This is a genomic window from Cytobacillus gottheilii, from assembly GCF_900166665.1.
GTDB classification, from domain to species: domain Bacteria; phylum Bacillota; class Bacilli; order Bacillales; family Cytobacillaceae; genus Cytobacillus; species Cytobacillus gottheilii_A.
Map to the genome: position 1 here is coordinate 3511755 of NZ_LT800494.1, position 13170 is coordinate 3524924.

Genomic DNA, 13170 nt, shown 5'->3' on the forward strand with positions numbered 1-13170 from the left:
CAGCATTCTGCATCCATTAAAAAGGAACCTATTCTAATCAATAGGTTCCTCGCCAGCTTAAAACGCCATTTTATTTTCTTTTCCAGTATGAATGCGATGGATAATGATCGCTGCGATCATTTGAATGATCGTTTTCGCCAGTATTTGGCCAACGATCGCTGCCGGCACCGCTTCCCATGGGAGCATGTTTGCACCCAACGGACTTAAACCGATCACAACAAACACAACTGAATCCAGCAAGCCGCCGACGATTCCGCTGTAAAATACACGCCAAGCAAATGGGAGCTTTAAACGTGTGTAAATTTCCGTATCAGCTGTTTCCGCAATTAAGAAAGAAATAGCGGATGCAATCACAATCATCAGCGTATCTCCAAGCAGAAATGATACGACTCCGGATAGGATTAATGCTGTAAAAATAAATAAGTACGTCTTTGATCTTCCATATTTATTTTGGACAAGATCTCGGAAGATGAAGGTCGCGCCAATAAACAGCGTACCCATTGGGATCATGAAAATCCCTACAGCCAATGGTGCAAATTTAGCCGTTACGACATTGGCGATAATAATAGATAATAAATACAATAAAATTCTCATGTATACTCCTCCTGAAGTTAAAGGTTTGTATGATAACCGAACGAAAAAAGACCTCCCATGCGAAGTTCAGAAAACTTCTCAAAAAGAGGCCTAGGTAATCTTTCTATCAAAAAAATAAAAAGCTGTGACCACATGGACACAGCAATCCATAGTTTTTTATAGAGGGTTTAAGCTAGGAACCTCTCCCGATCGGGTTATGCAATTGAGTTTAATATTATCGTATAAGACAGGGCTGTGTCAATGGGATTTTTTATCCTCATTTTAGCTTACCAATCACAGAGCCCTCTTAAAATAATATGCTAAAATTTGACACTATCATGTTATAATGATACCAATATTGCATGAAACGGGAGTCAATTCAATGAAACCAGTTTTCAAAAAATATCACTACATTGTTCTTTTCATACTTTTTACACTCTTCTTTCCTGTTTCAGTTTCTTATGCTGAAGCCAATACAGTGAACGTCAGCAATGATTTTACGGAAAAGGACATGACCTCCCATTTACAGGTGTATGTTGATTCAAACGATCTTACCTCAGATCAAATTCTCGATAGGCAGGATCAGTTTGTTCCCTTCAGTCAGGCGGATATCGATGGGGATATTGCTGATTTGAATTATTGGATCAAGATCGACATGCAGAATACAAGTGACCGTGAAAAAGAATTGCTGCTTGAAATTAAAAAGCCGCATTTAAGCTTGGTTTCCTTTTATAGTGATAACAATGGAAGCCTAGATTTACAAGAAACGATTGGCTACAGCCTGCCTTTTGATAATAGAACCATTAAACACCGTAATTTGGTTTTTCCGCTTCACCTCGATTCATCTGAAAACTTACATACATATTATTTAAAAATTGAAACGGACAGTTTTTTTCAGGCACCCGTCACACTTTGGACTCCCGTTGCCTTTTCAGCCCAACATTCTGATTCGCAAATGATGTTTGGTCTTTTTTATGGCATTATGATTGCTATGATGATTTACAATAGTTTTTTATACCTTTCTCTTAGAGAAAAAACGTATTTATATTATATTTTGTTTATAGCTGGTTTTACGACCATGCAGGCGATTTGGGATGGATATGCATTTGAATGGCTCTGGGGCGATTATCCTTGGTGGGCACTGCGGTCAAATGCCTTTTTCATCCTTTTCACCTCCCTGTTCGGGTTGCTGTTTGCCAAACATTTTCTGCAGCTGAAAAGCATTGCACCAAGACTGGATAAATGGGTGCTTATTTTTACGGCGATTTGCAGCGTTTCATTGATCATTCCGTTCATTTTTCCAATTGGAGTTGCGACAATGGCCAGCACGGTCATCGCTACCATCTTTGCCGTATTCATTATCCTGATCATCATGAAAGTAAGGCTGCGAACAAGAGAAGCCAGATTTTTTATTGCTGCATGGTCACTTTTATTAATAGGTGTATTAGCCAATCTTCTTGCGGCTTATCAGCTGCTTCCGCTTAATGCATTAACCTTATTTGCTCCAAAAATCGGCATGGTGGTGGAGGTGCTTGTCCTCTCATTCGGTCTTGGTGATAAAATTAAACGAGTGACCATTGAAAAAGAGCAGGAATCAAAGAAATATTACATGCAGACACTGATGCAGAATTTCTTTAAGCAAATGTCCAGCATTAAAGAGCCTACCCTTTTGGCGGAGAATGGCCTTTACACGCTCCTCTATCTGACAAAGCTTGAAAAAGGTTTGTATTTACATAAAAATAATGCAAAATGGGAAGTGGTTGTTCAGCAGGGGGATTTATCGCTTGATGATCGCTTTCATATAGATGATCAACATTTAAAAAGGATCATCTATGCGACTGACATCACGCCTAGACCTTTTGGAATGGTTGATTCTTTTGGCACATTCCTGGCTATTCCGATCGTTTGTCAAAATCATACAGGTATCCTTATTGTCTGCGGAGATGAATTTGACCATATTGATCCGTATCAAAAGGATAAAATGGTTCTTTATTTTCATGATCAATTTACCGTTTTAATGGACAATCTTATGAATTATACATCGATCAAAGAATCGGCTATGTACGACCATCTCACAAATGTCTTAAACCGTAAGTATTTTTTAGAAAAAGCAAATACTATAGTTAAAGATGCTAAAGAGGTAAGTATTTTACTAATCGACATTGACCATTTTAAAAGTGTAAATGATACATACGGTCATACAATGGGAGATAAGGCAATTATCTTTGTTGCCAATCGAATTGCAGATACATTCAAGGATATAGGGTTTGTGGGCAGATATGGCGGCGAAGAATTTATTGTCGTTACGAGTGATGTTAATGAACAAGAGGTGCTTCATGCGGCAAATGCGTTAAGAAAATCACTTCATTCCCGTCCACTTTTTTTAAATCGTAATCAAACACTGTCTTTAACGGTCAGTATTGGGGTTTGCATTCAAAGAGAAAACAGCCTTTCATCCATCAAGGATATGATTCTCGAAGCAGATGACAATTTATATCGTGCCAAAAACGCGGGAAGAGACAAAGTCGTGATAAACACGGACATGAAGGTGAGATCATGCAAGGTGGCTGAAAAATGACAGCCACCTTTTTTATACCGTTATATAATATCCAAAGGCATTTTCCGAGCAGGTTTCGGGAATACTTCATCAAGTTTGTGTAAATCGACTTCTGTTAAAATGATTCTCGCTGCTTCCGCATTTGCCCGTACATGTTCTTCCTGAACAGCTTTTGGGATCGCCAGGCAATTGCCAGCTCGAATCGTCCATGCTAAAGCGATTTGCAATGGCTGGGCATTATATTTTTCGGCGATTTCCTTTACCGTTGGATCACTTAGCAGCTGCGTCCTTAATGAGCCTCCTTGAGCGAGCGGACTATATGCCATGATCGGCATATTATGCTCCTGATGCCAAGGAACTAAATCATAGTCAATACCTCTAGAACCTAAATGATAGAGCACTTGATTGGTCATGCAATTCTTCCCATTCTCTGTCTTCCAAAGCTCCTTCATATCGGCTGTATCAAAATTAGAGACTCCCCACCGTGCGATTTTTCCAGCTTTTAGCAGCTTCTCCATTCCTTCAATCGTTTCTGCTAAAGGCACAGATCCTCTCCAGTGTAAAAGATATAAATCGAGATGATCCGTTCCCAATCTTTTAAGGCTGTTTTCACATGCCTTTTCAATTCGATTCAATCCAGCGTTGTGCGGATACACTTTGGATACTAAAAAGACATCGTCGCGGCGGCCTTTAAGCGCTTCCCCAACAACCAGCTCCGCTCCTCCTTCAGCATACATTTCCGCCGTATCAATGACATTCATGCCTAACTCAATGCCAAGCTGCAGTGCTTTGACTTCCTTTGACTTCATTTGTGGGTCTTCCCCCATAAACCATGTGCCTTGTCCCACATTTGGCAGCGATGTTTCGTCCGGTAAAGTGATGTTTCTGCTCATTAGAATCATCCTTTCTTTTTTCGTGAATATCTACCCTATTATCTTATAATAAAATTTTAGCTCTCTGCCAAAATGTTCATATATTGTCACTTTTCTGCTTACTCAATTTATAAACATTTGTTACAAATCCAAGAAAACCTGAAACTGCAAAAATTAAGGGAATAATCATAGAGGTAAAACCGGATGAGTTCTCAATTAATAATCGGTACACACCAAATACACATAAAATAAAACATCCTGCGGTTCCTATCAACAATTTTGTTCTTTCTATCATAAATAGACCTCCACTCACTACGCTGGCAGTTTAAAACAACAGTCTGCTGCAAAAGAGAAGCGTTAAGTTTTCTCCCCCTCCTGATGCAAGACATTCTTCCTCATGGATACATCCAGCTACATTGCATTAAATACGAACATAAGTAGATAACATCAAACATCTGAATCGATCGGCAGCTTTTTGACTGGGACAACGATATGATACGACGATTCTAAATTGTGAACGTCCTCAAATACTTGAATAAGCTCTATATCCGCATCCTCCGCTTCTTGTCTGGATATTTTTAAGAACCTCGCAAAGTCTGTAATAAAGACATCCCCAATTTCTAGCAAATCTCCATAGTAGTTAAATTTTGAACAAAAAAAAGCGGGAACATCTACAGTGAAAAAATGCGGCTTATCAATCTTTATATGATGTGGAATCCCAACAAGCGCTTTAAACTTGGTCGAATCTGGCTGGCAGTTTGAATAAATGACATAGCAGGGACTTTTTATGGTGTGATTAATGCTTTCTGTCAGCATTTTCGAATGAAACCGGATGACTTCCTTAAAATCGTTTGTGGATAAATCAACCTCGAATGCAAGGCCGCTTATTTGTATAGAATCGAAGTTTGTTAAGGTAAAATCAGTTACAACGTCTCCATTAATATGTTTAATGGGTCTTTTAATAACAGGAGGAATATCAGCTAAATCGACTGTCTTTTCACTATTTCTTAGAGAGTTCGGGGAAATACCGTATTGTTTTTTAAAAGCACGGGAGAAGGACGATGGTGTTCCAAAATTTAATTGATAGGCCAGATCTGTTAAGGACAGATTTGAATTTTGAATGTATTTTACAGAGGTATTCAATCTTCTGACTCGTATGTATTCGTTTAAAGAACAGCCCATGATGGCAGAAAATAGTCTATGAAAATAGTACTTCGACATATGAAAAGCTCCTGAAACAGCTTCTAATGACAATGGCTGGTCCAAGTTATCCTCAATATGTATTAAAGCTTTTTCAATTACTTCATAATGCTCCATGAGATCACCTTATTTTGTATATTTTTATCGGTCTATATACCCTAAAATACTATATGCTGATTAATTCGTAAATATCTCCGGGTCTAACTTACTATTAAATGAACATAGGACGAGTATGAAGCTGAATGGAAATTGGCATTACAGCAAGATATGGACAGTGAAAAGGAGATGAAAATGTTAATTTTGATTTATCAAATATACAAAGAAGTGGAATTGGGGTAACAAAAACTTCAAACCCCTTCTTACAGGGAGATGGGTATCGTATGAAAAAGATCAACAGTGATGCAACAGCAGAAAGCGTCATTCAATTTGGTGGTTTATGTGCGATTTTAGCAGGGCTTTTTTACATCTCAATTCAATTTTTCCATCCAGCAGACCAACTATCGTCTGTTAACACAGATTTATGGATGATCACTGCTGTCATTACCATTTCCATTTCGCTGTTTAGTTTAATTGGCATACTGGGGATCTACTTGAAGCAAGCGGAAGAAACGAGATGGCTTGGCCTGATTGGATGGGTAACCTTCAGCCTGTTTTGGTTTATTTCGATGAATTTTAGTTTTATTGAGGCATTCGTTTTACCTTTGCTAACACATGATGCTCCAAGATTTGTAGAGGGCATCACAGGAATCTTTGGCGGGCTGCAAAGTGAAGTGAACCTTGGTATTTTCCCCATATTAGCACCGGTAGCAGGGATCCTTTATACAGGCGGCGGACTGCTCTTTGGGATTGCAACATTTCGTGCAGGAGTCCTGCCTCCCATGGCTGGCGCTTTACTTGCCGCTTCAGCAGTCATTACTCTTGCTGCCGCTGTCATCCCACATCCATTCGATCGGCTATTAGCCATTCCAATGGGAATAGCATTCATTTGGCTGGGAACTGCTCTTTGGTCGAGCCGCATAAGAAAGAAAAAGAAGCCATCTCAGATACAATAAACTTTTGTCTCAAAACCAAGTCAGGGAATCTTCTCCTTGTCTTGGTTTTTTTATGTGTTTTCACACCTGTATTTTTTAAAGGAATACACAAAAATTTAATAAAAACTTATCATAATCACCCTTTTAAGATCGTCATCTCTAACATACTCTAAAGGTACACTAAGCTCTCTTCTACTCCACGTAAACAAATACTAAAATAAATATTTTAATAAATTCAATTTCTCCAATGAAGCAAATGCAATTAAAATTCCATCCATCCCATCTTGGAGATCAACACACTCGAATGACTCATTCGGCATCTTACATTTGTTTCGACTTATCTTCCCTTTCTGTTTAAATAAAAGCATGAAAAGGGAATAGAATACGAATAATAGTAGCAAGGAAAGGAGCAATACTATGCAATTTTATCGTGAAAGTCAGGAAGATGTGCTGCAGCATGTTCAGTCGACTGAAGATGGTCTGGCACAGGAAGAAGTACATAAGCGGTTAGAAAGAGACGGCTATAACGAAATTAAAGGGAAAGAAAAGGTTCCTACCTGGAAGTTATTTTTAGAAACGTTTAAAGACTCGATGGTCATTGTTCTGTTAATTGCTGCCGGTGTGCAGCTTGTTCTCGGCGAAGTGGTCGAATCTTTAATTATTTTCCTTGTGCTTATTATTAATTCGATTATCAGTGTAGTTCAAACGAAAAAGGCGGAAGGATCTCTTGAAGCCTTGCAGAGCATGTCCGCACCAAATGCAAAAGTCATCAGGGGCGGCGAAAGACAGACCATTCCTGCGCGGGAGCTTGTTTCTGGAGATATTGTCCTGCTCGAGGCAGGCGATCATGTTCCTGCGGACGGGCGAATTCTTGAAAGCGGCTCGTTAAAGGTCAATGAAGGCATGCTGACGGGAGAGTCGGAAGCTGTGGAAAAGAACACCGACACTCTCAGCGAGGATGCTCCATTAGGGGACCGGCGCAACATGGTATTCAGCAGTTCTTTAGTCGTCTACGGACGCGGCACATTCGTAGTGACAGGCACTGGCGAGCAAACGGAAATTGGCAAAATTGCCGACATGATTGCCACCGCTGAAGAAAAACAGACACCGTTGCAGCGGAAATTGGATGCTTTCAGCAAAAAGCTCGGCATTGCCATTCTCATTCTATGTATCCTCATCTTCGCAGTCGAAGTAGGCCGGATCTGGTTTGGCGATACGACAGAGGATATGACGACAGCGATTTTACATTCCTTAATGTTCGCGGTTGCGGTGGCTGTTGCAGCCATTCCAGAAGCACTCTCTTCCATCGTTACGATTGTTTTATCCGTTGGAACAAATAAAATGGCAAGACAGCATGCCATCATTCGGAAGCTGCCAGCAGTAGAAACGCTTGGATCCACGAGTGTCATCTGTACCGATAAAACCGGGACACTAACGCAAAATAAAATGACAGTGACAAACTACTACATTCCAGATGAAGGGAATAAAGACAAACCGCTTGAAAATCCGAATAACAGTGAAGAAATGCTGTTTAACATCATGGTGCTCTGCAACGATTCCTATATTAACAATGAAGGAAAAGAAGTTGGAGATCCAACCGAAGTAGCGCTGATCAACTATGTAGACGATTTTGAAGAAATCCGCAATCAAAACAAACGCGAAGCAGAATTGCCGTTTGATTCGGATCGGAAGTTAATGTCGACCGTCTACACTATTAATGGTTCACGGATGATTTTAACTAAAGGCGGTCCTGATGTGATGTTTAATCGGGTCAGTCATGTGCTCATCAATGGGAAAGAAGAAGCTTTAACAGACTCATCCCTGCAATCATTTAAAGATATGAATGAAGAGTACTCAAAGCAAGCTCTGCGTGTTCTTGCTTATGGCTATAAGAAACTGCCGGAGAATCATGGCATTGGGCACGAAGATGAACATGATTTAGTATTAGTTGGTTTAACAGCGATGATGGATCCGCCTCGTGAAGCAGTGTACGGTTCAATCGAGCAAGCGAAGCAGGCAGGTATCCGTACAATCATGATTACTGGTGATCATAAAACGACTGCACAGGCAATCGGAAAAGACATCGGCCTCATGGATGAAAATGATATTGCCTTAACTGGTCAGGAATTAGATGCACTCTCTGAGGAAGAGCTGGACCGGAAACTAGAAGATATCTCCGTCTATGCCCGTGTTTCACCGGAAAATAAAATCCGCATTGTCCGAGCATGGCAAAAGAAAAATCGCATCACAGCAATGACTGGTGATGGTGTAAATGATGCTCCTGCTTTAAAGCAGGCAGATATCGGGATTGCAATGGGAAGCGGGACGGATGTTGCCAAAGACGCCTCTTCGATGATTTTAACAGATGACAATTTTGTCTCGATTGTTAATGCAGTCAGTGTGGGACGGACCGTTTTTGACAATATTAAAAAGTCAATCGGCTATCTATTCGCCGGAAACTTAGGTGCCATTATTGCCATTCTGTTTGCGGTCATCATTGGCTGGGCAAACCCGTTTACAGCGATTCAGCTGTTATTTATTAACTTAGTCAATGACTCTCTTCCAGCTATTGCACTTGGCATGGAAAAATCAGAACCAGGTGTCATGAAAAAGAAACCGCGTAATATTGATGAAGGCATTTTTGCAGGCGGGACGATGCGAGCGGTCTTAACAAGAGGAATTTTAATCGGGATCGCGGTAATCGTTGCACACTACCTTGGATTGCAGCATTCAGAAGAGTTAGGTGTAGCGATGGCATTCTCAACCTTAATTCTAGCACGGACCCTGCAGACATTTGCTGCACGATCCACGACTCAAACAGCCATTGGAGCTGGCTTTTTCAGCAACAAATATGTTATTGGTGCGGTAGCATTAGGATTTGTACTATACGGATTCACTCTTTTACCATTTACACGTGAGATCTTCTCGATTCCGGCCACTTTTGGAGTACAGGAATTCTTGACAGCATTGGGGTTATCCTTTGGGGCTCTTGTGCTGATGGAGATTTTGAAGTTGATTTTCAGACCGAAAAATCTAACTTAATCTAAAAAAATGCCAGGCACCTTTTCTATGGTGTCTGGCATTTTTATTCTTACAGTGCCTATAGGACTTGTTGTTGCAGTTCATAACATTGAAGTCATAAAATTGCTAGATTTAAAGCATCTTTTATTTCTAAATGTCGAAAGTTTGATATGTTTCCTAATTTTCCTATAATTTTAACACGAATTATGTTAGGCTTAAGGTATCCTTAAATTTATAAGGATAAAAGGAGTTGATCCAATGTTCGTATTAATACGTAACATTAGCGGAACAACAGAACATTTAAAGAATTCAAACAGCCAAATGAGCAAAACCTTTGAAGACTACTCGGAAGCAGAAGACATGGCAAAAAGGCTAAACCAGAATACGATTCCTTCTCATAAGTGGTGTGTAAAAAAGCTATAAGTTTTATAAACAAGTTGGTGGATGCCAGCTTTTTTCTTTTTTTCTATGCCTGAACAGAAAAAAAAATTCTCCCAAACAACAAACTGTAGAACTAGTATTAGCATTCTCCGCCGATATCAGAACCTGCTTGCATTGTGCATCTCTTATCTTATTACACTCATTTTCCTCCACACCAAATCACTTGCAAACTTCCTTATGACAGAAAAAACGCTCGTGAAAGCAAACATGAATCATACTGGCTTTCAGCGAGCGTTTTTTCAATTGCCTACTTTAAGGCAGACTCAGCTTGGACATTCTGCCGCCATCAACAGGGTAGATTTGTCCAGTAATAAACCCTGACTCATCAGCCGCAAGAAAGGCCACGAGTGCTGCCACTTCTTCAGGAGAACCTGTGCGGCCAATTGGATGAATTCGCCCGATATTACGCTGAAACGCTTCTGCATCAGGCATATTTGCGATTAAATCAAGATTTAAATCTGTATCAATCCAGCCAGGTGCTACTGCATTGCAGCGGATTCCTTCATGTCCATGGTCCACAGCTACTGCACGGGTCAGTCCATGAAGACCAGCTTTAGTCGCTCCATAAGCCGCATGCAGCGGGTTTGAAGCCAATCCCTCAACCGATCCTGTATTAACGATACTTCCTTTTGTTTTACGGAGATAAGGCAATGCAGCACGAATCATGAGAAAGGGAGCAGTTAGATTCAATGTAAGGTTCCTCTGCCAATCCTCCAGACTCATTTCTTCTATCGCTGCTTCCTGCATCATCCCTGCATTATTAATTAGCACATCAAGCTGTCCTGCCCTAGAGATCACCTCTTCTACAATTCGTTCTGGTGTTTGCGGATCGAAAAAATCAGCAGCGATCCAATCAAATTCCTTATCCTCCCCGCGCTGTGCCGTAATAACGGTTGCACCTTCGTCGCGCAAACGGCGTGCGATTGCCTGCCCAATTCCTGAACGTCCGCCTGTTACAAGTGCGACCTTATTTTCAAAACGTCTTAATGTTTTTTCCATGATAAAATTCTCCTTCCTATGTATCGTACAATAACCAATCCTCTATAAGTAAGATCTCTTCCGTTCCATATCCGTTACCAAATACGGATTCTCCTTCTTCATCTCTTCAACAAGCTTTGGTGCCAATGTAAAATCCTCTTTCAATAGCTCTAATTCTCGTTCTGTAATGCCAACTACTTGCAGAAATTCTACTCTGCCATGTACCGAATTGATCCCCTTCGCCTCTGTATCATTGACCACTAGCAATGCCGTGATGTCTGATTCCACTCCGTAATGAATAGTGGTTCCATTGCCCGCCACAAACTGCAGTGGTTCGAAAAAGCGCTGCTGCGTATACGTATAACGGGCAAGATTGGCCAACACATCACAAGCCCACAAGCAATCTTCAGCCGATTCAGCTTTCAGCTTAAACGTCATCTCATATCCCCAGCCGCTCCATTCTCCGCCAAACGCTTCCTCATTCACATATAGCTCACTCATTCCATATGTCAGAATGTGTTTATATTCATTCACGGAATCATAAATACTAAACCCGTCCAAATACTGATCTCCGCCAAACTTCGCTCGCTTATGTAATTCCATTCCATAATGAGCCGGGTTTTGATTGTCATAAAGCTGATCAAACACCCTGTCAATTGCTTCCCAGCCTGGTGCCCAATCCTCCTGCTGTTCTGAACGTGCTTTATATTCTTCTATCTCCATCTAAATATCCGCCTCCCTTCGCAACTTTTTATCCTTCTAGGCATTTCTCTTCCATTTAAGGATAACAAAATTGTTTGCAAATTTAAAAAGAGAACCTTCATAAAATAAATTGTTTCAGTGTTTGCGGGAATTTCTAACAGCTAATAAAGATTTGACTCTTTTGCACAGCAAACAAAAAAATCCCTCAATAGAAGGGACGCTAGATTAATATAATGGCTGCTGGTTCTGACAAGCTGGAAATCCATTTATATCCTGAATCATATGAAAATCGTACTGCTTTATGGCGAATTGTGCTTGATACAAATATTCAATCACAAGCAGCTTTCCATTAGATGTACCGCATAAAACACCTGACGTTCCTTGTCCGTTAGTCATTGAAATACCAACAGGCTGACCGATCAAATAGCGTATTTTATGTTGCCACGGCATCGTCATCACTCCTTCAAATTCATTATATTGAAAATGAAAAACAATAGGTGCCTCTCTTACTTTGATGTGACACACCTTTTAAGCAAACCCAAACTCCAAAGTCATTTAATTTGTGGATTTTTATTCTTTTTCATAAATTTGTTGCCACAGTTAACTGAACTTCTAATCCATGTCATTAAAATAGAACCAGCAGCGCCAATCTGCCTGTAACCTTTACATGACGACCAAACAAACATAGCTTTTCATTAATTTTATACAGAAATAATGACTTTCCCCTGAGAACGTCCTTTTTCAAAGTATTGAATGGCCTTTGAAACCTCTTGCAGGGAGTACGCTCGATCAATTGTTGGCCGTATCTTTCCCGCTTCTATTTTCTCTTTAAGAAAAAATAGATCCTCCTGCTTTGTTCTGTGCATAAATGTGCTGTATTTCTTTTTCCCAACCATGGATAACCATGAGCCCTTTAGGAGCGTTTGATACATCTGGCTGCTTTCCCCTCCAACGTGGAAAAACTGGCCATTCTCTTTTAATAGCCTGCTATAAATGGAAAAAGGCTGAGCGCCATTCACACCAAAAATAACATCATAGGTTTGCTCAAGATTCTCTATGGTTTCCTTTTGATAGTCAATGACATGGTCAGCACCTAAGGCTCTTGCCATCTCTGTATTTCGAGTACTCACCACCGCGGTTACTTCCGCACCATACATCTTTGCGATTTGAATAGCATAGGTTCCCACTCCTCCTGAAGCTCCATGAAGCAGCACTTTCATGCCAGCAGCTACCTTCCCACTATCCCTGATCGCCTGCAATGCTGTTGCCCCTGCCATCGGCACAGCGGCCGCTTCGGCAAATGTCAGATTGCTGGGCTTCAAAGCCAAGGATGTTTCATTTGCAGCTGCATATTCCGCAAAAGCCCCCCAGCCGCTGCTGGACAAATCTCCAAACACTTCATCGCCAATCTGAAACCCAGTCACGTTCTCACCAACAGCCTCAACGATACCAGCTACATCCCCGCCTGGAATAGGGAACTTCGGTTTCAAAAACCCAAATGCAAGGCGGGCAGGCAGCGGCTTTCCTTTTAATAGAACAAGATTTCCAAAATTAATGGATGATGCATGAACCTTTACCAGCACTTGATTGCGATCATGACTGGGAATTGCCACTTCCCTTAATGTAAGACTATCTGCCTGGCCATACCTTTCTGAAACAATCGCCTTCATCTCGCACTCCTCCTAGTCCTTTTTACATTATTCTAGTCGGAGAAAATAAATACCGATGTATTAAAATCTCATACGGGTAATATCTCGAATATAAAAAAAGACACTCCCGCAGAAGTATCTCTTTC

Annotated in this window: 12 protein-coding genes and 1 riboswitch; of the genes, 4 read left to right on the forward strand and 8 right to left on the reverse strand. The window is 40.7% G+C overall.

What is annotated here, in order from left to right:
- Nucleotides 1-57: 57 nt before the first annotated feature.
- Nucleotides 58-594, reverse strand: a complete 537-nt coding sequence (locus B7E07_RS17220; protein WP_080847870.1) for a VUT family protein — start codon at nt 592-594, stop codon at nt 58-60.
- Between the two features lie 142 nt (nt 595-736).
- Nucleotides 737-783: riboswitch (PreQ1 riboswitch) on the reverse strand.
- 172 nt (nt 784-955) lie between these two features.
- On the opposite strand from B7E07_RS17220, the gene B7E07_RS17225 reads away from it, so the two are divergent.
- Nucleotides 956-3151 carry a diguanylate cyclase gene (locus B7E07_RS17225; protein ID WP_176215233.1) on the forward strand — a complete coding sequence of 732 codons (2196 nt, stop codon included), beginning with the start codon at nt 956-958 and terminating at the stop codon, nt 3149-3151.
- 20 nt (nt 3152-3171) lie between these two features.
- On the opposite strand, the gene B7E07_RS17230 is transcribed toward B7E07_RS17225, so the two are convergent.
- The 3 genes from B7E07_RS17230 to B7E07_RS17240 all read right to left on the reverse strand — a co-directional run bounded on the left by B7E07_RS17230 (nt 3172) and on the right by B7E07_RS17240 (nt 5319).
- Nucleotides 3172-4032, reverse strand: a complete 861-nt coding sequence (locus tag B7E07_RS17230) for an aldo/keto reductase (RefSeq protein WP_080847872.1) — start codon at nt 4030-4032, stop codon at nt 3172-3174.
- A gap of 67 nt (nt 4033-4099) precedes the next feature.
- Nucleotides 4100-4297 carry a hypothetical protein gene (locus B7E07_RS17235; protein WP_080847874.1) on the reverse strand — a complete coding sequence of 66 codons (198 nt, stop codon included), beginning with the start codon at nt 4295-4297 and terminating at the stop codon, nt 4100-4102.
- Between the two features lie 152 nt (nt 4298-4449).
- Complete coding sequence (locus B7E07_RS17240) at nt 4450-5319, reverse strand: helix-turn-helix transcriptional regulator (protein ID WP_080847876.1); 870 nt, start codon at nt 5317-5319, stop codon at nt 4450-4452.
- A gap of 263 nt (nt 5320-5582) precedes the next feature.
- Here B7E07_RS17240 and B7E07_RS17245 point away from each other — a divergent pair, with 263 nt between their 5' ends.
- The 3 genes from B7E07_RS17245 (at nt 5583) to B7E07_RS23820 (ending at nt 9677) form a co-directional block, all read left to right on the forward strand.
- Nucleotides 5583-6254: a hypothetical protein gene (locus tag B7E07_RS17245; RefSeq protein WP_080847878.1), complete on the forward strand. Its 672-nt coding sequence runs from the start codon at nt 5583-5585 to the stop codon at nt 6252-6254.
- A gap of 396 nt (nt 6255-6650) precedes the next feature.
- Nucleotides 6651-9275 (forward strand): cation-translocating P-type ATPase, encoded by a 2625-nt coding sequence (locus B7E07_RS17250; protein ID WP_080847880.1) that lies wholly within the window; start codon nt 6651-6653, stop codon nt 9273-9275.
- Nucleotides 9276-9512: 237 nt separating this feature from the next.
- A complete protein-coding gene (locus B7E07_RS23820; protein WP_176215235.1) occupies nt 9513-9677 on the forward strand; it encodes a hypothetical protein in 165 nt (54 codons plus the stop codon).
- A gap of 270 nt (nt 9678-9947) precedes the next feature.
- Here B7E07_RS23820 and B7E07_RS17255 read toward each other — a convergent pair whose 3' ends face one another.
- The 4 genes from B7E07_RS17255 to B7E07_RS17270 all read right to left on the reverse strand — a co-directional run bounded on the left by B7E07_RS17255 (nt 9948) and on the right by B7E07_RS17270 (nt 13045).
- A complete protein-coding gene (locus B7E07_RS17255) occupies nt 9948-10694 on the reverse strand; it encodes an SDR family NAD(P)-dependent oxidoreductase (protein ID WP_080847881.1) in 747 nt (248 codons plus the stop codon).
- A 42-nt stretch (nt 10695-10736) separates the two neighbouring features.
- Complete coding sequence (locus B7E07_RS17260) at nt 10737-11396, reverse strand: suppressor of fused domain protein (protein WP_080847883.1); 660 nt, start codon at nt 11394-11396, stop codon at nt 10737-10739.
- A gap of 204 nt (nt 11397-11600) precedes the next feature.
- Nucleotides 11601-11825 carry a hypothetical protein gene (locus B7E07_RS17265; RefSeq protein ID WP_080847884.1) on the reverse strand — a complete coding sequence of 75 codons (225 nt, stop codon included), beginning with the start codon at nt 11823-11825 and terminating at the stop codon, nt 11601-11603.
- Nucleotides 11826-12076: 251 nt separating this feature from the next.
- A complete protein-coding gene (locus B7E07_RS17270; protein WP_080847886.1) occupies nt 12077-13045 on the reverse strand; it encodes an NAD(P)-dependent alcohol dehydrogenase in 969 nt (322 codons plus the stop codon).
- Nucleotides 13046-13170 lie beyond the last annotated feature (125 nt).

Excerpts from the sequence above, each read along its gene's own strand:
- B7E07_RS17220 (WP_080847870.1), bottom strand. The coding sequence starts at position 594 with ATGAGAATTTTATTGTATTTATTATCTATTATTATCGCCAATGTCGTA.
- B7E07_RS17225 (WP_176215233.1), top strand. The coding sequence starts at position 956 with ATGAAACCAGTTTTCAAAAAATATCACTACATTGTTCTTTTCATACTT.
- B7E07_RS17230 (WP_080847872.1), bottom strand. The coding sequence starts at position 4,032 with ATGATTCTAATGAGCAGAAACATCACTTTACCGGACGAAACATCGCTG.
- B7E07_RS17235 (WP_080847874.1), bottom strand. The coding sequence starts at position 4,297 with ATGATAGAAAGAACAAAATTGTTGATAGGAACCGCAGGATGTTTTATT.
- B7E07_RS17240 (WP_080847876.1), bottom strand. The coding sequence starts at position 5,319 with ATGGAGCATTATGAAGTAATTGAAAAAGCTTTAATACATATTGAGGAT.
- B7E07_RS17245 (WP_080847878.1), top strand. The coding sequence starts at position 5,583 with ATGAAAAAGATCAACAGTGATGCAACAGCAGAAAGCGTCATTCAATTT.
- B7E07_RS17250 (WP_080847880.1), top strand. The coding sequence starts at position 6,651 with ATGCAATTTTATCGTGAAAGTCAGGAAGATGTGCTGCAGCATGTTCAG.
- B7E07_RS23820 (WP_176215235.1), top strand. The coding sequence starts at position 9,513 with ATGTTCGTATTAATACGTAACATTAGCGGAACAACAGAACATTTAAAG.
- B7E07_RS17255 (WP_080847881.1), bottom strand. The coding sequence starts at position 10,694 with ATGGAAAAAACATTAAGACGTTTTGAAAATAAGGTCGCACTTGTAACA.
- B7E07_RS17260 (WP_080847883.1), bottom strand. The coding sequence starts at position 11,396 with ATGGAGATAGAAGAATATAAAGCACGTTCAGAACAGCAGGAGGATTGG.
- B7E07_RS17265 (WP_080847884.1), bottom strand. The coding sequence starts at position 11,825 with ATGCCGTGGCAACATAAAATACGCTATTTGATCGGTCAGCCTGTTGGT.
- B7E07_RS17270 (WP_080847886.1), bottom strand. The coding sequence starts at position 13,045 with ATGAAGGCGATTGTTTCAGAAAGGTATGGCCAGGCAGATAGTCTTACA.